This is a genomic window from Paenibacillus xerothermodurans (genome assembly GCF_002220865.2).
Taxonomy (GTDB): Bacteria; Bacillota; Bacilli; order Paenibacillales; family NBRC-103111; genus Paenibacillus_S; species Paenibacillus_S xerothermodurans.
In genome coordinates this window covers 21,576-42,796 of sequence record NZ_NHRJ02000021.1, presented here as the reverse complement: position 1 = coordinate 42,796, position 21,221 = coordinate 21,576, and the positions used below count along the sequence as shown (strand labels likewise).

Below are 21,221 nucleotides of genomic sequence, written 5' to 3'. Positions count from 1 at the left end.
CGCGCTATGCTAAAGTATTCAGGTAGCCTTAAGAAATGAGGCGTTTTTTTGCTGATCGTTAAGGTTTTCAAAATATGAGGCTGGTCCGTAGGAGGTGTACATCATGCGGGTTATTATCACGTTAGCGTGCACGAACTGCAAGCAAAGAAACTATACGACCGATAAAAATAAGCGCAACAACCCTGACCGCATGGAGTTGAAGAAGTTTTGCAAGTTTTGCAATGAACATACCGCTCATCGCGAAACTAGGTAGTTTTTGGAGGTGTGGTTGTGTCCTTTCTGGCTAGAATGAAGAACACATTTTCCTTCTTTTCGGACAGCTGGTCTGAACTGAAAAAGGTGAAGTGGCCAAGTCGTAAAGAGCTCATCAGCTATACGCTGGTTGTGTTGTTTACGGTCATCTTTGTGACTGTCTATTTCTACGTGCTGGATCTGGGTATTTCTGAGCTGCTTCGCCTCGTTTTTAATAAATAAGGCGGAAGTAAGGTGGCCACTATGGAAATGGAAAAACGATGGTACGTTGTACATACCTATTCCGGGTATGAGAACAAGGTCAAAGCCAACTTGGAAAAACGTGTTGAGTCCATGAATATGACGGACAAGATTTTTCGAGTTTTGGTACCGATGGAAGAAGAGCTGGTGAACAAAGACGGCAAGAAGAAGACAGTGATGCGTAAGGTGTATCCGGGCTACGTTTTGGTGGAGATGATCCAAACCGATGATTCCTGGTATGTCGTGCGTAACACACCGGGTGTGACGGGCTTTGTCGGCTCGACTGGGTCTGGCTCGAAGCCGACTGCGCTGCTTCCAGAGGAAGTTGAAGCCATTCTCAAGCATATGGGCATGGAAGAACCGAAGCCGAAAATTGACTTCGATCTGAAAGACACGGTGCGTGTGAAGGTGGGACCTTTTGCTAACTTTGTCGGAACCGTCGAAGAAATTCTGGTCGATAAAGCCAAGTTGAAGGTGCATGTCAATATGTTTGGACGGGAAACGCCACTCGAGTTGGACTACCACCAGGTGGAAAAGCTCTAAGTGACAGCGAGGTTCCGTCATACTATGTACAAGGGGGTGTATCACCATGGCAAAAAAGGTTATCAAGGTTGTTAAGCTTCAAGTGCCAGCTGGCAAAGCGAACCCGGCTCCTCCAATCGGTCCGGCTTTGGGTCAAGCAGGCGTTAACATCATGGCGTTCTGTAAGGAGTTTAACGCTCGTACTGCAGATCAAGCTGGTTTGATTATTCCTGTTGAAATCACAGTGTTCGAGGACCGTTCCTTTACTTTCATCACCAAGACTCCACCGGCTGCTGTATTGCTGCGTGTAGCTGCGAAGATTGAAAAAGGATCCGGCGAGCCTAACAAGAAAAAAGTTGCAACCGTTAAGCGTGCGACAGTTCGTCAAATCGCTGAACAAAAAATGCCTGACCTGAACGCTGCATCCGTTGAGGCTGCAATGCGTATGGTCGAAGGTACTGCTCGCAGCATGGGCGTTGTTATCGAAGACTAATTCGATCCGTTATATGCGATTGCGTTTTCATGGCGTCCGATGGACGCGACAGTGGGAGGATATTCCGCTAATACCACAAAAGGAGGAAATAACATCATGGCGAAACATGGTAAAAAGTATCAGGAAGCTGCGAAGCTGATTGATCCGGAAGCATTGTATGAGCCGGCTGAAGCTATCGAGCTGGTGAAAAAATCAGCGACTGCAAAATTTGACGAGACTGTTGAAGTTGCAGTACGTTTGGGCGTAGACCCAAGAAAACAAGACCAAGCGGTGCGTGGCGTTGTTGTACTGCCGCATGGTACTGGTAAAACTCAACGTGTTCTTGTGTTCGCAAAAGGCGAAAAGGCGAAGGAAGCGGAAGCTGCTGGTGCCGATTACGTTGGCGACCAAGACATGATTAACAAAATCCAGCAAGGCTGGTTTGAATTTGATGTTTGCGTAGCGACTCCGGACATGATGAGTGAAGTGGGTAAGCTCGGCCGTATCTTGGGTGGTAAAGGTTTGATGCCGAATCCTAAAGCCGGTACAGTTACATTTGACGTAGCTAAAGCGGTTCAAGAGATCAAGGCTGGTAAAATCGAATATCGCTTGGACAAAGCCGGACAAATCCATGCTCCAATCGGTAAAGCATCCTTTGATGCTGAGAAGTTGACTGAAAACTTCACTGCGTTGGTTGATGCTTTAAACAGAGCGAAGCCTGCAGCTGCTAAAGGTGTATACCTGAAAAACATTGCAGTATCCTCGACGATGGGTCCTAGCGCTCGCGTAAACGTACAAGCCGTTAGATAAGTGTAAAGCTGGCGGTTGACTTTTACAGTCTCGCATGCTAACCTATCTAAGTTGACAAACGAATATGACTTACCGTAGACAGCAGGTGCTTGAATAGGCTTAATTTCCTGCCGAGGTGTTATGATATAGAATCACCAATCTTTGATGAACGACAAAGATCATGTGAATCATCATGCCTTCGCAGTGTCTGCGAAGGCATTTTCGCGTTTTAGCGGATGTTATCGCAGCACATTGGCTTTTAATTCAGCTTACGGGCTCACATTTTGTTTACGAGATAAGTTGCGAGAGAGTTAGTTTCTCAGGGCCGCTGGAATATACCCTTGCCAGAAGTTAGGTGAGTGTTTACTTACGAGAACAGCTTCCACACCGGAAGCAACATAGGAGGTGCAAAAAACATGCCAAACGCGAAAACATTAGAATTAAAGTCTCAACAAGTAGCTGAAGTCACTGACAAGCTTAAGGAAAGCTCCTGCACAATCGTCGCGGACTACCGCGGTTTGAACGTGGGACAAGTGACCGAGCTTCGCAAACAACTGCGTGAAGCGGGCATTGAGTTCCAAGTGTTGAAGAACACGTTGACAAGACGTGCAACAGCGAATGCTGAGTTGACTGCGCTGGATGAGTTTTTGACTGGCCCTACTGCGATCGCATTCAGTAAGGATGATGTGGTCACTCCAGCGAAAATCCTAACGGATTTTGCTAAAAAGAACGATGCGCTGAACGTGAAAGCAGGCGTAGTTGAAGGTAAAGTTGTTGGTACTGACCAAATTAAGGAATTGGCCGCTCTTCCTTCCAGAGAAGGTTTGCTGTCCATGTTGCTCAGCGTGCTTCAAGCTCCTGTTCGCAACTTCGCCCTTGCGGTTAAAGCTGTGGCAGAAAAGCAGGACGGCGGCGCGCAAGAAGCTTAAATTATGTTCGTAAGAACATAATATAAACCCAAATTATCGGAGGTATATATACCATGAGTAAAGAGCAAATCTTGGAAGCAATCAAAGGTATGTCTGTATTGGAATTGAACGATCTTGTAAAAGCGATCGAAGACGAATTCGGCGTAACTGCTGCAGCTCCAGTAGCTGTTGCAGGTGGCGGCGGTGCAGCGGCAGAGGCTGTTGAGCAATCCGAGTTCGACGTAATCTTGACTGGCGCTGGCGCTTCCAAAATCAACGTTATCAAAGTTGTTCGCGAAATCACTGGCCTTGGCTTGAAAGAAGCTAAAGACTTGGTTGACGGCGCACCAAAACCAATCAAAGAAAAAGTGGGTAAAGAAGAAGCGGATGCTGTTAAAGCTAAGCTTGAAGAAGCAGGCGCTGCTGTAGAAGTGAAGTAAGTTACACTTCGGCCCAACCCCCTTGGAGTTGTTTCTCCAGGGGGGTTTGTTTTTTTGCGAAAACCAAGCTATGCTTTGTAATAGAGGCCTTGGTGTTTTGCGAATGCTAGGCTGTAAACAATCTATGAGGTGACCTGGATGTCCGAACACTACTATTCACAAACACCAACCATGGCACATGACGTTCATATAATAGAGGAAACACTGCGTGGCCGCAAATATAAGTTCGCGACCGACGCAGGTGTGTTTTCTAAAAAAGGTGTGGATTATGGCTCGAAGGCTTTGATTCATGCAATGGAAATTTCGCGCGACGCCTCCGTGCTGGATGTGGGCTGCGGCTATGGTCCAATCGGACTAGCGGCTGCCGTACTGGCGAGTGAGGGCAAGGTCACCATGGTCGACATTAACGAACGGGCAGTAGCATTGGCGCGCCAGAATGCTGAGCGCAACCATGTTGCTAATGTGGAGATCATTCAAAGTGACATGCTGAAAGCTGTGATGGATCGGACTTATGACGTCGTTCTCACCAACCCGCCCATCCGTGCGGGAAAGGCAACGGTACACCGCATTTTTGAACAGGCGTTCGAGGTTCTAAGTCCCGGCGGCGCCTTGTGGGTCGTAATACAAAAAAAACAAGGGGCGCCTTCTGCGTTTACGAAGCTGGACAGTTTGTTTTCCAACGTCGTGGAGATTGGCAAGGACAAAGGGTACCGTATATTTAAAGCGGTGAAGTGAAAAATGCGAGTGTGACAAAATGTTGACTTCACTTTTTGTATGTGGTATTATTATAAAATGTCAGTATTAGAAGTGTAGTGTTTCCCTTTAGTTTGCTAAAATGTCAAGAAAATTTTTCCGGCATGATTGCATAAAATTTAGACGTTAGACGTATAATGTTTAAATTTTAAGTGAAGCCTACATGGTAGCAAGCAAATTGTGGTAATAAAGACTGCAGATAGATCAGAAGCTTCTAAAAGAAGTGTCACTTCAACGGTATTTACTCGAGAAGGCTTCAGGAGAGGCTTTTATTTTGTTCTATTGAGTAGACATAAGGGGTGAATCAAATATGGCGGGACATCTTGTTCAATTAGGTCGACGCAAACGCAGGTCATACGCTCGGATCGATGAGGTTTTGGAAGTTCCTAACCTGATTGAAATCCAACAAAAATCGTACGAATGGTTTTTGGAAGAAGGCTTGCGTGAAATGTTTCAAGATATTTCCCCAATCCAAGACTTCACGGGGAACCTGGTGTTGGAATTTATCGACTATAGCTTGGGCGAGCCTAAGTACTCTGTTGATGAATCCAAGGAACGCGACGTCACTTACGCAGCTCCGCTTCGCGTGAAAGTTCGTTTGATCAATAAAGAGACCGGCGAAGTCAAAGAGCAGGAAGTGTTTATGGGTGACTTCCCTTTGATGACGGAAACGGGAACATTTATTATCAACGGTGCGGAACGCGTTATCGTCAGTCAGTTGGTTCGTTCGCCAAGCGTCTATTACAATACAAAAACCGACAAAAACGGTAAGAAAACGTATACTGCAACCGTTATCCCTAACCGCGGCGCGTGGCTTGAGCTGGAGACGGATGCTAAAGATATCATATATGTCCGTATCGACCGTACCCGTAAGATCCCTGTAACAGTGTTACTGAGAGCTCTCGGCTTCGGCACAGATGCGGAAATTTTGGATTTGTTGGGCGACGATGAGTATATTCGCAATACGCTCGACAAAGACAACACAGATTCAACGGATAAAGCGCTAATTGAGATTTATGAACGGCTGCGTCCGGGTGAACCGCCGACTTTGGATAACGCTAGAAGTTTGCTGGTGGCACGCTTCTTCGATCCTAAGCGATATGATTTGGCCAATGTAGGTCGTTACAAAATCAACAAAAAGCTGCACATCAAAAACCGTTTGTTCAATCAACGTTTGGCGGAAACGCTAATTGACCCAGAGACAGGTGAGATCGTGGCTGAAGCAGGTCAGGTGTTGGATCGTCGCTTGCTCGACCAAATCATCCCGCATCTGGAGGAAAACGTGGGCTTCAAGGAGTACACTGCTGCTAACGGTATGAATGATATGCAGCAAATTCCTCTGCAATGCATCAATGTGTTCTCTCCGATCGAAGACGGTAAGGTCATTAAGCTGATTTCCAATGGTAAGATTGATAAGACGGTAAAGCATATTACCCCTGCAGATATTATTGCATCCATCAACTATTTTATAAACCTATTGCATGGCATAGGAAATACGGACGACATCGATCATCTTGGTAACAGACGGCTGCGTTCTGTCGGTGAGTTGCTGCAAAACCAGTTCCGTATCGGATTATCCCGGATGGAGCGCGTAGTGCGCGAACGGATGTCGATTCAAGATGCCAACGTAATTACTCCACAAGCTTTAATTAATATCAGACCGGTTATCGCTTCGATTAAGGAGTTCTTCGGCAGCTCCCAGCTGTCCCAATTTATGGACCAAACGAATCCGCTGGCTGAGTTGACGCACAAACGTCGTTTGTCTGCTCTCGGGCCCGGTGGTTTGACGAGAGAGCGCGCAGGCTTTGAAGTTCGTGACGTGCATCACTCCCACTATGGGCGCATGTGTCCGATTGAAACGCCGGAAGGTCCGAACATCGGTTTGATCAACTCTCTATCCACGTTTGCCAGAATCAACGAATATGGGTTTATTGAAGCTCCCTATCGTTGGGTCGATCCTAAAACGGGTACAGTGACCGAGCAAATCGCTTATTTGACTGCGGACGAAGAGGATAACTACGTTGTAGCGCAAGCGAATGCCGAACTAACCGAGGATGGAAAATTTGCTAATGATACCGTCATCGTGCGCTACAAAGATGAAATTTTGACGCTTCCAAAAGAACGCGTTGACTATATGGACGTGTCTCCGAAGCAGGTTGTATCGGTTGCCACGGCGTTAATTCCGTTCCTGGAAAACGATGACTCCAACCGCGCATTGATGGGTTCGAACATGCAGCGTCAGGCTGTGCCGCTATTGATACCGAAGTCACCGTTGGTTGGTACCGGTATGGAGCACAAGTCAGCCAAAGACTCTGGTGTCTGCATCGTGTCCAAAGTCGACGGTGTGGTGGAACGTGTAACAGCTAACGAAATTTGGGTGCGCCGACAAGCGATGGTGGACGGTAAACTCGTTAACGGCGACTTGATCAAGCATAAGCTTCACAAGTTTGAGCGTTCTAACCAAGGTACTTGCATCAATCAGCGTCCAATCTGCCAAACAGGCGAACAGGTACGTGTTGGCGATATTTTGGCTGACGGACCGTCAACCGAAATGGGTGAATTGGCGTTGGGCCGTAACGTAGTCGTTGCCTTTATGACATGGGAAGGTTACAACTATGAGGATGCGATTCTGCTAAGCGAAAAACTGGTAAAAGAAGACGTGTATACATCGATTCACATCGAGGAATACGAGTCCGAAGCCAGAGACACTAAGCTCGGTCCTGAAGAAATCACGCGCGATATTCCTAACGTTGGTGAGGACGCGCTGAAGAACCTGGACGAGCGCGGCATTATTCGAGTTGGTGCTGAAATCGGCGCCGGCGACATTCTGGTAGGTAAAGTAACGCCAAAAGGGGTTACCGAGCTTACGGCTGAAGAGCGTCTGCTTCATGCCATCTTCGGTGAGAAGGCACGGGAAGTGCGTGACACATCGCTGCGCGTACCACACGGTACGGACGGTATCGTAGTCGACGTAAAAGTGTTCACCCGTGAGAACGGCGATGAGCTGCCTCCTGGTGTGAATCAGCTGGTGCGAGTCTACATCGCTCAGAAGCGGAAGATCTCCGAAGGGGATAAGATGGCAGGCCGCCATGGTAACAAAGGGGTTATCGCACGCATTCTGCCCGAAGAGGACATGCCGTTCATGCCTGATGGCACTCCTGTACAAGTAGTACTGAATCCTCTTGGCGTTCCTTCACGGATGAACATCGGACAGGTCTTGGAAGTTCACTTAGGTATGGCTGCGAAGTATCTCGGAATCCATACTGCAACTCCGGTGTTTGACGGAGCGCGTGAACATGACGTGTTCGACACGATGGAAGAAGCCGGAATGCAGCGGAACGGTAAAACAATGCTGTTTGACGGCCGCACGGGCGAGCCGTTTGAACGTGAGGTTACGGTGGGCATCATGTACATGATCAAGCTGGCCCACATGGTCGACGATAAGATCCATGCACGTTCCACAGGTCCTTACTCTCTCGTTACGCAGCAACCTCTGGGCGGTAAAGCTCAGTTCGGCGGTCAGCGGTTCGGTGAGATGGAGGTATGGGCGCTCGAGGCGTACGGTGCGGCTTATACACTGCAAGAGATCCTCACTGTGAAATCCGATGACGTGGTAGGACGTGTCAAAACGTACGAGTCGATCGTCAAAGGTGAGAATGTGCCTGAGCCGGGTGTTCCGGAATCGTTCAAGGTTCTGATCAAGGAGCTTCAAAGCTTGGGTATGGATGTTAAGATCCTATCAGGCGATGAGCAGGAGATCGAGATGAGGGAAATGGACGACGAGGATGAGGTAACCAGCGATAAGCTGAATCTTAATCTCGAAGGCGCGGAGTTAGGTGTAGAGTAACGTAGTAAAGTAGTCTTGTGACCGGATTCTGATTTAACTCACTGATGCTGCACAAACAGCCTTGCTCTCGGTCGGGCCGCGTCGTATTGCGCGGTCTCACCGCGAGGCCTTGGCTTATCATATAGTACATTCTAAAGGAGGGTTGCTCCTTGATGGACGTTAACAACTTCGAGTTTATGAAAATTGGATTGGCTTCTCCGGAGAAGATCCGTTCGTGGTCCCGCGGGGAAGTGAAGAAGCCGGAAACTATTAACTACAGAACTTTGAAACCTGAAAAGGAAGGTCTGTTCTGCGAAAAGATTTTTGGACCAACGAAAGACTGGGAATGCCATTGCGGCAAGTATAAGCGTGTGCGTTACAAGGGCGTTGTCTGTGATCGCTGTGGTGTAGAAGTTACGCGGCAAAAGGTTCGCCGTGAACGCATGGGTCACATCGAGCTGGCAGCTCCTGTTTCTCATATCTGGTATTTCAAAGGAATCCCAAGCCGCATGGGTTTGGCGTTGGATATGTCTCCTCGTTCTCTCGAAGAGATTATCTATTTTGCTTCCTATGTAGTTACCGACCCTGGTGACACTCCGCTTGAGAAAAAGCAGCTGTTGTCTGAGAAAGAATACCGCAGCTACCGTGAGAAGTACGGTTACGCGTTCCAAGCCGGTATGGGTGCGGAAGCGGTGAAAAAGCTGCTGCAAGACATCGAAATCGACAGAGAAGTAGAAATGCTGAAAGAAGAGCTGAAAACCGCTCAAGGTCAGCGCCGTAACCGCGCGATCAAACGGTTGGAAGTTATGGAAGCTTTCCGCAACTCGAAAAATGCGCCAGAGTGGATGGTGCTGGACGTATTGCCAGTTATTCCGCCGGAACTGCGTCCGATGGTTCAATTGGACGGTGGACGCTTCGCCACTTCTGACTTGAACGACTTGTATCGTCGCGTGATCAACCGGAACAACCGTCTGAAAAGGCTGTTGGATCTTGGCGCACCGGACATCATCGTCCAAAATGAGAAGCGGATGCTGCAGGAAGCCGTCGATGCGCTGATCGACAACGGCCGCCGCGGTCGTCCGGTTACTGGCCCTGGTAATCGGCCGTTGAAGTCCCTCAGCCACATGTTGAAGGGTAAGCAAGGTCGTTTCCGCCAAAACCTGTTGGGTAAACGTGTTGACTACTCAGGCCGTTCCGTTATCGTTGTAGGACCAAGCTTGAAAATGTACCAATGCGGATTACCGAAAGAAATGGCGCTTGAGCTGTTCAAACCTTTTGTTATGAAGGAATTGGTTAACAAGGGATTGGCGCACAACATCAAAAGCGCAAAACGCAAAGTAGAACGCGTTAGTCCGGAAGTGTGGGACGTCTTGGAAGAAGTGATTAAGGAGCATCCGGTTCTATTGAATCGTGCCCCTACGCTGCATAGATTAGGTATTCAGGCTTTCGAACCAATCTTGGTAGAAGGTCGCGCTATCAAGCTGCATCCTCTGGTATGTACAGCGTATAACGCCGACTTTGACGGTGACCAAATGGCGGTTCACGTACCGTTGTCTGCCGAAGCACAAACTGAAGCTCGTTTGTTGATGCTGGCCGCAGGAAACATTCTTAACCCGAAAGACGGTAAGCCTGTCGTAACCCCGTCTCAGGATATGGTCTTGGGCAGCTTCTATTTGACAACAGTCAATAAAAAAGCTAAGGGTTCGCTCAGCTTCGTTCGATCGGTGGCTGACGCAGTGTCGTTGTACCACCGTGGCGCTGCATCCTTGCATGCTCGTATCGCTATACCGGCCAGAGCTCTGAACAAAACGAGCTTCACGCCGGAACAGCAGAAAGCTATGCTGATCACAACTATCGGTAAGGTAATTTTCAACGAGATTTACCCTCCGGATTTCCCTTACATCAACGAGGCAACGAAGGCAAACCTGCTGCAAGGGACGCCAAATGAATACTTTGTATTTGAGAAAGGCGCGGATATTCGCAAGAAGATGGAGGAACTGCCTGAGGAAAAAGCCGTTGGTAAAGAGTACTTGGGTACAATCATCGCTGAATGTTTCCGCAAGTATCATACAACACAGACTTCTATCATCTTGGACCGTATTAAATCGCTGGGGTTCACCTACTCCACAAGAGCCGGTATTACAATTGCGGTAGCTGACGTCACGGTGCCTACGGAGAAAGAAGCAATTTTGAAAGAATCCGAAGAGAAGGTTCATATCGTGACCAATCAGTATCGTCGCGGTTTGATTACCGACGAAGAACGCTATGACCGTGTTATTGCTATTTGGAGTAAGGCTAAGGATGAATTGACAGACATTCTGATGAAGTCCCTTGACAAATACAACTCCATCAACATGATGGTGGAATCCAAGGCGCGGGGTAATAAATCTCAGATTACTCAGCTTGGCGGGATGCGTGGTTTGATGGCTAACCCGTCGGGTAAAATCATCGAGCTTCCGATCAAATCGAACTTCCGAGAGGGCCTGACAGTGTTGGAGTACTTTATCTCCACGCACGGCGCGCGGAAAGGTTTGGCCGATACCGCGTTGCGTACGGCTGACTCTGGTTATCTGACCCGTCGTCTCGTTGACGTTGCACAAGACGTAATTGTACGCGAGGACGATTGCGGCACCGATAAAGGCTTTACCGTGAGCCGGATTCAGGACGGTAAAGAAGTCATTGAGGATCTGTTTGACCGCATCGAAGGTCGGTATGCATTTGAAACGATTCGCAGCCCAATCAACGGCGAAGTCATCGTGGCACGCAACGAACTGATCGAAGCCAATACCGCGGACGCCATCATTGCGGCGGGGATTGAAAAACTGCAAATTCGCTCCGTATTGAGCTGTCGTTCCAGACATGGCGTATGCAAAAAGTGCTATGGCCGCAACTTGGCAACCGGAAATCACGTAGAAATCGGTGAAGCTGTAGGTATTATCGCAGCACAATCCATCGGTGAACCAGGAACCCAGTTGACAATGCGTACGTTCCATACTGGGGGCGTTGCAGGCGATGACATCACACAAGGTTTGCCGCGTATTCAAGAGTTGTTTGAAGCTAGAAACCCTAAAGGTCAAGCTATCATCACCGAGATTGACGGTGTGGTCAAAGACATTCGTGAAGCGAAAGACCGCCGTGAAATTGAAGTGTTAGGTGAGGCTGAATCGAAGGTCTACGCAGTGCCTTACGGCTCCCGAGTTCGCGTTCAGGTGAACCAAACCGTGGAAGCCGGGGACGAGTTGACCGAAGGCTCTATCGATCCGAAGGAAATGCTTCGAATTAAAGGTATTCGTGGTGTGCAAAACTACATCCTGCAGGAAGTTCAACGCGTATATCGTAACCAAGGGGTAGAAATCAACGATAAACACATCGAAGTGATGGTTCGCCAAATGCTTCGGAAGATCCGTATCGTTGACTCCGGGAATACGACGCTGCTTCCTGGTGCCTTTGTAGACATTCATGAGTACGAAGAGGCAAATAAAGTGGCGCTGTTTGCTAATGAGGAGCCAGCTGTTGCTAAGCCGGTGCTGCTTGGTATCACCAAGGCATCGCTTGAAACAGATTCCTTCTTGTCCGCAGCATCGTTCCAAGAGACTACTCGCGTGTTGACCGATGCCGCTATCAAGGGTAAAGTCGACCAACTGCTTGGTCTGAAAGAAAATGTTATTATCGGTAAGCTAATTCCGGCAGGCACAGGAATGGCTAGATACCGTAATATCCGAATCACTAATGCGGATGCGGGGGTTCCAGGCGAAGATACGCTGGAAAGGGAAGCCGTGTCAGTCGACTAAAATGATGTGGTAAGTGACCTAGCTGCCTTCACAGAGGAATGCATAATTTCTGTGTGAAGGCAGTCTTATTTTCTTGACAATGATACCTGGCGAATGCTAAGATATCGAAGTGTGCCATTTTATCGTGAGTTTCCTGTTCTTTGGAGGATGTGTTATCATGTCTTACGAAAAAGTCAAACAGGCTGCAAACATAATAATAGGTGCGAAGCAGGCATCAAGAATGGTTGATTCAAATAAGGTTTCAGAAGTTTTTGTTGCTAAAGATGCAGATCCGCGAGTTACGATAAAATTGGTCAACCTCTGCCATCGAAGAGGGGTTGCAATAACATACGTAGATTCCATGAAGCAATTAGGTACCGCGTGTGGAATTGAAGTTGGGGCTGCTGTTGCAGCCGTGGTAAATGAATAATGTTAATCGTTTTTGTTACTTCTCAGCAGTGGGACGATGACAAAAACTTTTCCTTTGTTCATTTACGATTCGCCTGGATCTGTGGGCTTGAAATGCACGGAAATTTAAACATTTGGAAGGAGGTGGCGACATGCCAACAATTAACCAACTCGTTCGTAAAGGACGTCAAGCAAAGGTGGAGAAATCCAAATCCCCTGCTCTTCAAAAAGGTTTCAACGCGTTGAAAAGAGAAGCTACTGACATCAGCGCTCCGCAAAAACGCGGTGTGTGCACTCGTGTAGGTACGATGACACCTAAGAAACCTAACTCCGCACTTCGTAAATATGCTCGTGTTCGTTTGACAAACCGTGTTGAGGTAACTGCGTACATTCCAGGTATCGGACATAACTTGCAAGAACACAGCGTAGTGCTGATCCGTGGAGGTAGAATTAAAGACCTTCCAGGGGTACGTTATCACATCGTTCGCGGTGCATTGGATACTGCGGGTGTGAACAACCGTAAACAAGCTCGTTCCAAGTACGGTGCGAAGCGTCCGAAAGCAGCTAAGCAATAATTGAATTCCGCTAGGATTTACTTTTTGAGAAAGGGGGATAACTATGCCTCGTAAAGGTCCAGTTACTCGCAGAGACGTATTGCCAGATCCTATTTACAATAGCAAGCTGGTTACTCGTTTAATCAATCGTATTATGCTTGATGGCAAAAGAGGGGTCGCTCAGACCATCCTATACAACGCTTTTAACATGATTCAAGAACGTACAGGTAAGGAACCGATGGAAGTGTTTGAAGCAGCAATCAAAAACATCATGCCTGTTCTTGAAGTTAAAGCTCGTCGTGTTGGTGGCGCGAACTACCAAGTGCCTATCGAAGTTAGACCAGATCGCCGTACGACTTTGGGTCTACGCTGGTTGGTGAACTACGCTCGCCTTCGTGGTGAGAAAACGATGGAAGAAAGATTGGCTCAAGAGATTATTGATGCCAGCAACAATACTGGTGCTGCGGTCAAGAAGCGTGAAGATACACACAAAATGGCCGAAGCTAACAAAGCTTTCGCACACTATCGTTGGTAGAATTTAAACTCTTTGAATTTTGAAAGGAGACATCCTAATGGCTAGAGAGTTCTCCTTGAAAGATACGCGTAATATCGGGATCATGGCGCATATTGATGCGGGTAAAACGACAACAACTGAGCGGATCTTGTTCTACACAGGACGTACACACAAAATCGGTGAAGTGCATGAAGGTGCTGCAACGATGGACTGGATGGAGCAAGAGCAGGAGCGTGGAATCACGATCACGTCTGCTGCAACTACTGCCGCTTGGAAGGGTCACCGCATCAATATTATCGATACCCCGGGACACGTTGACTTCACAGTTGAAGTCGAGCGTTCCCTGCGCGTGTTGGACGGGGCAGTAGGCGTATTCAGTGCCAAAGAAGGCGTTGAACCACAGTCCGAGACAGTGTGGCGTCAAGCTGACAAATATGGCGTTCCTCGTATCGCTTATGTAAACAAAATGGACATCATCGGTGCAGATTTCTTGGGTGCGATTCAGCAGATGCGTGAAAGACTTGGCGCGAACGCAGTCGCTATTCAATTGCCTATCGGCGCTGAGAATGACTTCCGAGGCATCATCGACTTGGTCGAGCAGCGTGCCTATATGTACAAGGACGATTTGGGTAAAGAGGTAGAAGAAGTAGATGTGCCGGCAGAATTCAAGGATCAGGTGGAAGAATTGAGACTTGAACTGATTGAGAAAGTCGCTGAATTGGATGAAGAGCTGACCATGAAGTATCTCGAGGGCGAGGAACTCACTGTCGAAGAGATCAAATCAGCGCTGCGCACAGGCGTTGTCCAAGTTAAGATTTTCCCGGTTATCTGCGGATCCTCTTACAGAAACAAAGGCGTTCAATTGATGCTGGATGCTGTAGTTGACTATCTGCCGGCTCCTATCGATGTACCGGATATCAAAGGTACGTTGGAAGATGGCACGGAAGTCACTCGTAAATCTGCGGACGATCAACCGTTTGCAGCTTTGGCTTTCAAAATCATGACAGACCCGTTTGTTGGTAGACTCACATTCTTCCGCGTGTACTCCGGAGTGCTGAACTCTGGATCCTATGTGATCAACGCTACTAAAGGTAAGCGTGAAAGAATTGGTCGTATCCTTCAAATGCACGCCAACAGCCGTCAGGAAATCAGCGAAGTGTATGCTGGTGACATTGCAGCTGCGGTAGGTTTGAAAGATACTACTACAGGCGACACGTTGTGTGATGAGAAGAACCCGGTTATTCTTGAATCGATGAATTTCCCAGAGCCGGTTATCCAGCTTGCGGTTGAGCCTAAAACCAAGGCTGACCAAGACAAAATGGGTATCGCTTTGCAGAAGCTTTCCGAAGAAGATCCAACTTTCCGTGCACACACGGACGAAGAGACAGGACAAACTATCATCGCCGGTATGGGTGAGTTGCACCTGGAGATCTTGGTTGACCGTATGCTGCGTGAGTTCAAGGTAGAAACCAATGTGGGTAAACCACAGGTTGCTTACCGTGAAACATTCCGTCAGGCTGCTAAGGTCGAAGGTAAGTTCGTTCGCCAATCCGGTGGCCGTGGTCAATACGGACATTGTTGGGTTGAATTCGAGCCCCTCGAGGCAGGAACAGGCTTCCAATTCGAAAGCAAGATCGTGGGTGGAGCAATTCCGAGAGAATACATCGCCCCAATTCAAGCAGGTATTGAAGAGACCATGAAGAACGGTGTATATGCCGGCTTCCCGCTGGTTGATATCAAAGCAACCGTTGTCGACGGTTCTTACCATGATGTTGACTCCAACGAGATGGCATTTAAGATCGCTGGTTCCATGGCTTTAAAAGCTGCTGGCGAAAAGTGTCGCCCTGCATTGCTTGAGCCTATCATGAAAGTGGAAGTTACTGTGCCTGAAGAGTACATGGGCGACGTTATGGGTGATTTGAACTCTCGTCGTGGTCGTATCGAAGGCATGGATAACCGTTTTGGAGCTCAAATAATCCGTGCGAAAGTGCCGCTATCCGAGATGTTCGGATACTCGACGACACTGCGTTCCCGCACACAAGGTCGCGGAGTTTACTCGATGGAAATTTCCCACTATGAAGAAGTGCCTAAATCCATTGCTGAAGAGATTGTTGCAAAGACCAAAGGCGCTTAATAATACACTAAACGTTACTCTAAGGAGGCTATCTAACCATGGCAAAAGCGAAATTTGAACGTAATAAACCGCACGTTAATATCGGAACGATTGGTCACGTTGACCACGGTAAAACAACTTTGACTGCAGCTATTACTACTGTATTGTCCAAAAAATACGGTGGATCAGCGATTGCATTTGACCAAATCGATAAAGCTCCTGAAGAACGTGAGCGCGGTATCACAATCTCCACTGCTCACGTTGAATATGAGACTCCGAACCGTCACTATGCACACGTTGACTGCCCTGGTCACGCTGACTATGTTAAAAACATGATCACAGGTGCTGCTCAAATGGACGGCGCAATCCTGGTTGTATCCGCAGCTGACGGTCCTATGCCGCAAACTCGCGAACACATCCTCTTGTCCCGTCAGGTAGGCGTGCCTTACATCGTTGTGTTCCTGAACAAGTGCGACATGGTTGAAGATGAAGAGCTTCTGGAATTGGTTGAAATGGAAGTTCGCGACCTTCTTAACGAATATGAATTCCCAGGTGATGACACTCCAATCGTCCGTGGTGCAGCTCGTGAAGCTCTTCAAAACCCAGACGGTCCTTGGGCTGACAAAATCGTTGAGTTGTTCGAACACATCGATACTTACATCCCTACACCAGAGCGCGACACTGACAAGCCTTTCTTGATGCCTGTCGAGGACGTGTTCTCCATCACTGGTCGTGGTACAGTTGCTACAGGCCGTGTAGAGCGTGGTACGGTTAAAGTTCAAGACGAGATTGAAATCGTTGGTCTTACAGAAGAAACTCGTAAGAGTGTTGTAACAGGCGTTGAAATGTTCCGTAAGCTTCTTGACTCCGCTCAAGCTGGCGACAACATCGGTGCATTGCTGCGCGGTGTGGATCGTAAAGATATCGAGCGTGGACAGGTTTTGGCTAAAGTGGGTTCCGTTAAGCCTCATACACAATTCTCGGCTCAAATTTACGTTCTTACTAAAGAAGAAGGTGGCCGTCATAAGCCTTTCTTCACAGGCTACCGCCCACAGTTCTACTTCCGTACAACTGACGTGACAGGTATCATTAACCTTCCAGAAGGTACTGAAATGGTTATGCCTGGTGACAACATCACTGTTACGGTTGAACTGATCTCCCCAATCGCTATCGAAGAAGGTACTCGCTTCGCGATTCGTGAAGGCGGACGTACAGTTGGCGCGGGTGCGGTTGCTACAATCAGCAAGTAATTTCTATTAGCATAGAACCCCTTTGACTCTATGAGTTGAGGGGTTTTATTATTTAGACAAAAACACAAACTTTTGCTTGCTTTTTAGTTCTCAATTTTATATAATAGTGAACGTTGGTCTGTGACGTTGCGTTGATGTGAGAGGTTGCTGACACACCCGGCCCCTTTGCCATAGGGACCGAGTCAGGAGATTTTCACGGAGTATGTCCGATACTAAATTGGGCGATAGAAGGAGGGAATACTATGGCAAAGCAAAAAATTCGTATTCGTTTGAAGGCTTATGATCACAGAGTCTTGGATCAGTCCGCTGAGAAAATTGTAGACACGGCTAAGCGTTCCGGTGCAGGCGTATCGGGTCCGATACCGTTGCCTACTGAAAAGCAAATCATTACGATTCTGCGTGCGGTTCATAAATACAAAGATTCGCGCGAACAGTTCGAAATGCGCACACACAAGCGTTTGATCGATATCGTAAATCCAACACCGCAAACAGTTGATGCGCTGATGCGTTTGGATCTGCCGTCCGGTGTGGATATCGAAATTAAATTGTAATTCACATGTGTATAAATAGATGAATGTATGAGAGGAAAAGAGGTGTCAACGATGACTAAAGGTATCTTAGGTAAGAAACTTGGAATGACTCAAGTGTTCACTCCAGACGGTTCGGTGATTCCAGTGACCGTAATTCAAGCGGGACCTTGCACTGTGTTACAGAAGAAAGATCTCGACAATGACGGTTACGAATCTGTCCAAATCGGTTTTGAAGATAAGAAAGAAAAGAATGCGAACCAGCCTGAGTTGGGCCACGCAAAGAAAGCTGGCACAACACCTAAGCGCTACATTAAAGAATTCCGTGTTCAGGGTGCTGGATACGAGGTTGGCCAAGAAATCAAAGCTGACGTATTCTCAGAAGGTGAATTCGTTGATGTAACGGGTACTTCCAAAGGTAAAGGATTCCAAGGTGTTATCAAGCGTCACAATCAAGCAACGGGTCCAATGGCTCACGGTTCTCGCTACCATCGTGGACCAGGTTCTATGGGTTCTATCCAAGCGAACCGCGTTCCTAAAGGTAAAAAACTGCCAGGGCATATGGGTGCTGAAACAGTGACCATTCAACGCCTTGAAGTTGTGAAGGTTGATCCTGATCGCAACGTTCTTTTGATCAAGGGCTCCATTCCAGGACCTAAAAATAGCTTGGTAAGTCTTAAATCTACAGTTAAGCACTAAGTAAAGCAGGAAAGGAGGACAATCAGATGCCAAAAGTAGCATTATACAATGTAAGTGGTTCACAAATCGGAGAAGTTGAACTAGCGGATTCCGTGTTCGGTATCGAACCACATTCCCACGTTATGAATGAAGCAGTTTTAATGCAGCGCGCTTCCTTACGTCTTGGTACTCATAAAGTAAAAGGTCGTTCCGAAGTTCGTGGCGGTGGACGTAAGCCTTGGAAACAAAAAGGTACTGGCCGTGCTCGTCAAGGTAGTATTCGCGCTCCTCAATGGAAAGGCGGCGGTGTGGTTTTCGGACCGACTCCTCGCAGCTATGCTTACAAGCTTCCTAAAAAAGTTCGTCGTCTCGCGATCAAATCTGCCCTATCTTCCAAGGTAATCGGCAATGAGATCATCGTATTGGATCAACTGCAACTGAGCCAACCTCGGACGAAGGATTTTGCAGCGATTCTGAACAATCTAAAAGTAGACCGTAAGGCTTTGGTGGTTACAGCTGGTTATGACGAAAACGTAGCATTGTCCGCGCGCAATATCCCAGGCGTTAAGTTTGTTGCCGCTGACGGAATTAACGTGCTTGATGTTCTGGTACATGACAAGCTGATCATTACTAAGGACGCGGTACAGAAGGTAGAGGAGGTGTTTGCGTAATGAAGAACCCTCGAGACATTATTAAGCGCCCTGTGATCACAGAACGTACAAGTGATATGATGGCCGAGAAAAAGTATGTATTTGAAGTAGAACTTCGTGCAAACAAAACGGAAATCAAACAGGCGATCGAGCAGATTTTCAATGTGAAAGTAACGAACGTGAATACGTTGAGAATGCCCGCGAAGCCGAAGCGTTATGGTCGCTACTCCGGATACACATCCGAATGGAAAAAAGCAGTTGTTTCGCTCAGCGCAGACAGCAAAGAACTTGAGTTTTTTGAGTCTGTGTAATACAAAATCTTTGAAAGTAAGGAGGGAATCCTAGTGCCAATCAAAAAATATAAACCAACGTCGCCCGCAAGACGTGCCATGTCGGTTGCTTCATTTGAAGAAATTACGACTGCCGCACCCGAAAAATCGCTGCTCGCACCTTTGAGCAAAAAAGCAGGGCGTAACAACCAAGGTAAAATTACGGTTCGTCACCAAGGTGGTGGACATAAGCGTAAATACCGTATCATCGATTTCAAGCGTAACAAAGATGGAATACCAGGACGCGTTGCTACTATCGAGTACGATCCAAACCGCTCCGCTAACATTGCTTTGATTCACTATGCTGATGGTGAAAAGCGTTATATCCTTGCTCCAAAAGGATTAAAAGTAAACGATCAAGTGGTTTCCGGTCCAGGAGCCGACATTAAGATCGGTAACGCTTTGCCTTTGGAAAACATTCCAGTAGGTACTGTGATTCACAATATCGAGCTACAGCCAGGTAAAGGCGGACAAATGGTTCGTGCAGCCGGTACAGAAGCTCAATTGCTCGGTAAAGAGGATAAGTATGTAACAATCCGTCTTTCTTCCGGCGAAGTAAGAAGAGTATTGAAAGTTTGTCGTGCCACAATTGGTTCCGTAGGTAACGAAGACTACGAATTGGTCAAAATCGGTAAGGCTGGACGTTCCCGTTGGTTGGGTCAAAGACCTGAAGTGCGCGGGGTTGTTATGAACCCGAACGATCACCCTCACGGTGGTGGTGAAGGTCGCGCTCCAATCGGCCGTAAATCCCCGATGTCTCCTTGGGGCAAGCCAACTCTCGGTTACAAAACTCGTAAAAAAGGCAAAGCTTCTGATAAATATATCGTACGTCGTCGTACGAAGTAATTCATTTCTCGGAACGGTAAAAGAAGGGAGGAACGAAATATGGGTCGTAGTTTGAAAAAGGGTCCTTTCGTAGACGACTATCTGTTGAAGAAGGTTGAAGCGATTGGCGACAACACTGCAAAGAAACAGGTAATCAAAACTTGGTCTCGCCGCTCTACTATTTTCCCGCAATTTATCGGTCATACATTTGCGGTATACGATGGTAGAAAGCATGTGCCGGTATATGTTACGGAGGATATGGTTGGCCATAAGCTGGGTGAGTTTGCTCCAACCCGTACGTATAAAGGTCACGGTGACGACAAGAAAACAGGCAAGCGCTAATCGCTTTGCTTGAAATGAGTTGTGAATGAAAGGAGGTCCTTCCATGCAAGAAGCTAAATCCATTGCAAGATTCGTTCGTATTGCTCCTCGTAAAGCGCAGCTGGTGGTCGACTTAATCCGCGGTAAGCAGGTGGGCGAAGCGATTGCCATTCTGCGCCACACACCGAGAGCAGCATCTCCAATTGTTGAGAAAGTTCTGAACTCTGCGATTGCGAACGCTGAGCACAACTACTCTTTGGATCCTAACAGCTTGGTAATTTCCCAGGCGTATGTTAACCAAGGTCCGACGATGAAAAGATTCCGTCCTCGCGCTATGGGACGTGCGAGCCGAATTAATAAACGTACCAGCCACATCACAGTAGTGGTATCTGAAAAATAAGGAGGGATAACGTGTGGGTCAAAAAGTAAACCCGGTAGGACTTAGAATTGGGATTATCCGTGACTGGGAATCCAAATGGTACGCTGGCAAAGACTTCGGCGATCTGTTATTGGAAGACGTTAAAATTCGTGAATATTTGAAGCAAAAGCTGAAAGAATCAGCTGTATCTCACATTGACATCGAGCGTGCCGCTAACCGTGTTAATGTAACTATTCATACGGCTAAGCCTGGTATGGTTATCGGTAAAGGTGGAGCGGAGATCGAAGTTCTTCGCGCTCGTGTTGCTGAGCTATCGAACGGTAAAAAGGTTCATATCAACATTGCGGAAATCAAAAATCCTGAGCTGGATGCGATTCTTGTCGCTGAAAGCATCGCACAGCAATTGGAGCGCCGTGTATCGTTCCGTCGTGCGATGAAACAAGCTATCCAAAGAACGATGAGAGCCGGGGCAAAAGGTATCAAAACATCAGTTAGCGGTCGATTGGGTGGAGCGGAAATCGCCAGACAAGAAGGCTACAGCGAAGGTACAGTACCTCTTCATACATTGCGTGCGGATATCGACTATGGTACAGCGGAAGCTCACACTACTTACGGTCGTATCGGTGTAAAAGTATGGATCTATCGCGGTGAAGTTCTTCCAACGGCTAAGAAAAAAGCTGTAACGGAAGGAGGCAACTAAT

General features: G+C 47.6%; 23 protein-coding genes and 1 other annotated feature. All 23 genes read left to right on the top strand.

What is annotated here, in order from left to right; translation table 11 throughout:
• Nucleotides 1-103 precede the first annotated feature (103 nt).
• The 23 genes from rpmG to rpsC all read left to right on the top strand — a co-directional run bounded on the left by rpmG (nt 104) and on the right by rpsC (nt 21,220).
• Nucleotides 104-253, top strand: coding sequence for a 50S ribosomal protein L33 (rpmG, locus tag CBW46_RS20220; RefSeq protein WP_089201767.1), 150 nt, complete (start codon nt 104-106; stop codon nt 251-253).
• A gap of 17 nt (nt 254-270) precedes the next feature.
• Nucleotides 271-474, top strand: coding sequence for a preprotein translocase subunit SecE (secE, locus tag CBW46_RS20215; protein ID WP_089201766.1), 204 nt, complete (start codon nt 271-273; stop codon nt 472-474).
• A gap of 27 nt (nt 475-501) precedes the next feature.
• Entirely contained in the window at nt 502-1,035 is a 534-nt protein-coding gene (gene nusG / locus CBW46_RS20210) for a transcription termination/antitermination protein NusG (protein ID WP_089201785.1), read from the top strand.
• Between the two features lie 46 nt (nt 1,036-1,081).
• A complete protein-coding gene (rplK, locus tag CBW46_RS20205) occupies nt 1,082-1,507 on the top strand; it encodes a 50S ribosomal protein L11 (protein ID WP_089201765.1) in 426 nt (141 codons plus the stop codon).
• Between the two features lie 96 nt (nt 1,508-1,603).
• Nucleotides 1,604-2,296 carry a 50S ribosomal protein L1 gene (rplA, locus tag CBW46_RS20200; RefSeq protein WP_089201764.1) on the top strand — a complete coding sequence of 231 codons (693 nt, stop codon included), beginning with the start codon at nt 1,604-1,606 and terminating at the stop codon, nt 2,294-2,296.
• Between the two features lie 54 nt (nt 2,297-2,350).
• Nucleotides 2,351-2,508: a sequence feature (ribosomal protein L10 leader region), on the top strand.
• Between the two features lie 183 nt (nt 2,509-2,691).
• Nucleotides 2,692-3,204, top strand: coding sequence for a 50S ribosomal protein L10 (gene rplJ / locus CBW46_RS20195; RefSeq protein ID WP_089201763.1), 513 nt, complete (start codon nt 2,692-2,694; stop codon nt 3,202-3,204).
• A 53-nt stretch (nt 3,205-3,257) separates the two neighbouring features.
• Entirely contained in the window at nt 3,258-3,623 is a 366-nt protein-coding gene (gene rplL / locus CBW46_RS20190; RefSeq protein ID WP_089201762.1) for a 50S ribosomal protein L7/L12, read from the top strand.
• A gap of 138 nt (nt 3,624-3,761) precedes the next feature.
• On the top strand, nt 3,762-4,358 hold the full coding sequence (locus tag CBW46_RS20185; protein WP_089201761.1) for a class I SAM-dependent methyltransferase: 597 nt from the start codon (nt 3,762-3,764) through the stop codon (nt 4,356-4,358).
• A 328-nt stretch (nt 4,359-4,686) separates the two neighbouring features.
• Nucleotides 4,687-8,223: a DNA-directed RNA polymerase subunit beta gene (gene rpoB / locus CBW46_RS20180; protein WP_089201760.1), complete on the top strand. Its 3,537-nt coding sequence runs from the start codon at nt 4,687-4,689 to the stop codon at nt 8,221-8,223.
• A gap of 149 nt (nt 8,224-8,372) precedes the next feature.
• Nucleotides 8,373-11,993, top strand: a complete 3,621-nt coding sequence (rpoC, locus tag CBW46_RS20175) for a DNA-directed RNA polymerase subunit beta' (RefSeq protein ID WP_089201759.1) — start codon at nt 8,373-8,375, stop codon at nt 11,991-11,993.
• 157 nt (nt 11,994-12,150) lie between these two features.
• Nucleotides 12,151-12,402 carry a ribosomal L7Ae/L30e/S12e/Gadd45 family protein gene (locus CBW46_RS20170; protein WP_089201758.1) on the top strand — a complete coding sequence of 84 codons (252 nt, stop codon included), beginning with the start codon at nt 12,151-12,153 and terminating at the stop codon, nt 12,400-12,402.
• Between the two features lie 130 nt (nt 12,403-12,532).
• The gene (gene rpsL / locus CBW46_RS20165; protein ID WP_089201757.1) at nt 12,533-12,955 is read left to right on the top strand and encodes a 30S ribosomal protein S12; all 423 of its coding nucleotides are present in this window, start codon (nt 12,533-12,535) and stop codon (nt 12,953-12,955) included.
• A 43-nt stretch (nt 12,956-12,998) separates the two neighbouring features.
• The gene (rpsG, locus tag CBW46_RS20160) at nt 12,999-13,469 is read left to right on the top strand and encodes a 30S ribosomal protein S7 (RefSeq protein WP_089201756.1); all 471 of its coding nucleotides are present in this window, start codon (nt 12,999-13,001) and stop codon (nt 13,467-13,469) included.
• Nucleotides 13,470-13,506: 37 nt separating this feature from the next.
• Nucleotides 13,507-15,582, top strand: a complete 2,076-nt coding sequence (gene fusA / locus CBW46_RS20155; RefSeq protein ID WP_089201755.1) for an elongation factor G — start codon at nt 13,507-13,509, stop codon at nt 15,580-15,582.
• A 38-nt stretch (nt 15,583-15,620) separates the two neighbouring features.
• Entirely contained in the window at nt 15,621-16,811 is a 1,191-nt protein-coding gene (gene tuf, locus CBW46_RS20150; RefSeq protein WP_089201754.1) for an elongation factor Tu, read from the top strand.
• A gap of 242 nt (nt 16,812-17,053) precedes the next feature.
• Entirely contained in the window at nt 17,054-17,362 is a 309-nt protein-coding gene (rpsJ, locus tag CBW46_RS20145) for a 30S ribosomal protein S10 (RefSeq protein ID WP_013921163.1), read from the top strand.
• A gap of 51 nt (nt 17,363-17,413) precedes the next feature.
• Nucleotides 17,414-18,037 (top strand): 50S ribosomal protein L3, encoded by a 624-nt coding sequence (gene rplC / locus CBW46_RS20140; RefSeq protein WP_089201753.1) that lies wholly within the window; start codon nt 17,414-17,416, stop codon nt 18,035-18,037.
• 26 nt (nt 18,038-18,063) lie between these two features.
• Complete coding sequence (gene rplD, locus CBW46_RS20135) at nt 18,064-18,687, top strand: 50S ribosomal protein L4 (RefSeq protein ID WP_089201752.1); 624 nt, start codon at nt 18,064-18,066, stop codon at nt 18,685-18,687.
• Complete coding sequence (rplW, locus tag CBW46_RS20130; RefSeq protein ID WP_089201751.1) at nt 18,687-18,977, top strand: 50S ribosomal protein L23; 291 nt, start codon at nt 18,687-18,689, stop codon at nt 18,975-18,977. The genes rplD and rplW overlap by 1 nt, the downstream gene beginning before the upstream one ends.
• Nucleotides 18,978-19,010: 33 nt before the next feature.
• Nucleotides 19,011-19,841 carry a 50S ribosomal protein L2 gene (rplB, locus tag CBW46_RS20125; RefSeq protein ID WP_089201750.1) on the top strand — a complete coding sequence of 277 codons (831 nt, stop codon included), beginning with the start codon at nt 19,011-19,013 and terminating at the stop codon, nt 19,839-19,841.
• A 39-nt stretch (nt 19,842-19,880) separates the two neighbouring features.
• A complete protein-coding gene (gene rpsS, locus CBW46_RS20120) occupies nt 19,881-20,162 on the top strand; it encodes a 30S ribosomal protein S19 (protein WP_089201749.1) in 282 nt (93 codons plus the stop codon).
• A 43-nt stretch (nt 20,163-20,205) separates the two neighbouring features.
• Complete coding sequence (gene rplV, locus CBW46_RS20115) at nt 20,206-20,541, top strand: 50S ribosomal protein L22 (protein WP_089201748.1); 336 nt, start codon at nt 20,206-20,208, stop codon at nt 20,539-20,541.
• A gap of 13 nt (nt 20,542-20,554) precedes the next feature.
• On the top strand, nt 20,555-21,220 hold the full coding sequence (gene rpsC / locus CBW46_RS20110; RefSeq protein WP_089201747.1) for a 30S ribosomal protein S3: 666 nt from the start codon (nt 20,555-20,557) through the stop codon (nt 21,218-21,220).
• The last annotated feature ends 1 nt before the right edge of the window (nt 21,221 follow it).

Coding starts and splice junctions, on each gene's coding strand:
- rpsG (WP_089201756.1), top strand. CDS start 12,999: ATGCCTCGTAAAGGTCCAGTTACTCGCAGAGACGTATTGCCAGATCCT.
- rpsL (WP_089201757.1), top strand. CDS start 12,533: ATGCCAACAATTAACCAACTCGTTCGTAAAGGACGTCAAGCAAAGGTG.
- rpoB (WP_089201760.1), top strand. CDS start 4,687: ATGGCGGGACATCTTGTTCAATTAGGTCGACGCAAACGCAGGTCATAC.
- rplJ (WP_089201763.1), top strand. CDS start 2,692: ATGCCAAACGCGAAAACATTAGAATTAAAGTCTCAACAAGTAGCTGAA.
- nusG (WP_089201785.1), top strand. CDS start 502: ATGGAAAAACGATGGTACGTTGTACATACCTATTCCGGGTATGAGAAC.
- rplK (WP_089201765.1), top strand. CDS start 1,082: ATGGCAAAAAAGGTTATCAAGGTTGTTAAGCTTCAAGTGCCAGCTGGC.
- tuf (WP_089201754.1), top strand. CDS start 15,621: ATGGCAAAAGCGAAATTTGAACGTAATAAACCGCACGTTAATATCGGA.
- rplV (WP_089201748.1), top strand. CDS start 20,206: ATGCAAGAAGCTAAATCCATTGCAAGATTCGTTCGTATTGCTCCTCGT.
- rpmG (WP_089201767.1), top strand. CDS start 104: ATGCGGGTTATTATCACGTTAGCGTGCACGAACTGCAAGCAAAGAAAC.
- CBW46_RS20170 (WP_089201758.1), top strand. CDS start 12,151: ATGTCTTACGAAAAAGTCAAACAGGCTGCAAACATAATAATAGGTGCG.
- rplA (WP_089201764.1), top strand. CDS start 1,604: ATGGCGAAACATGGTAAAAAGTATCAGGAAGCTGCGAAGCTGATTGAT.
- rpsJ (WP_013921163.1), top strand. CDS start 17,054: ATGGCAAAGCAAAAAATTCGTATTCGTTTGAAGGCTTATGATCACAGA.
- rplL (WP_089201762.1), top strand. CDS start 3,258: ATGAGTAAAGAGCAAATCTTGGAAGCAATCAAAGGTATGTCTGTATTG.
- rplW (WP_089201751.1), top strand. CDS start 18,687: ATGAAGAACCCTCGAGACATTATTAAGCGCCCTGTGATCACAGAACGT.
- rpsS (WP_089201749.1), top strand. CDS start 19,881: ATGGGTCGTAGTTTGAAAAAGGGTCCTTTCGTAGACGACTATCTGTTG.
- rplD (WP_089201752.1), top strand. CDS start 18,064: ATGCCAAAAGTAGCATTATACAATGTAAGTGGTTCACAAATCGGAGAA.
- rplC (WP_089201753.1), top strand. CDS start 17,414: ATGACTAAAGGTATCTTAGGTAAGAAACTTGGAATGACTCAAGTGTTC.
- fusA (WP_089201755.1), top strand. CDS start 13,507: ATGGCTAGAGAGTTCTCCTTGAAAGATACGCGTAATATCGGGATCATG.
- CBW46_RS20185 (WP_089201761.1), top strand. CDS start 3,762: ATGTCCGAACACTACTATTCACAAACACCAACCATGGCACATGACGTT.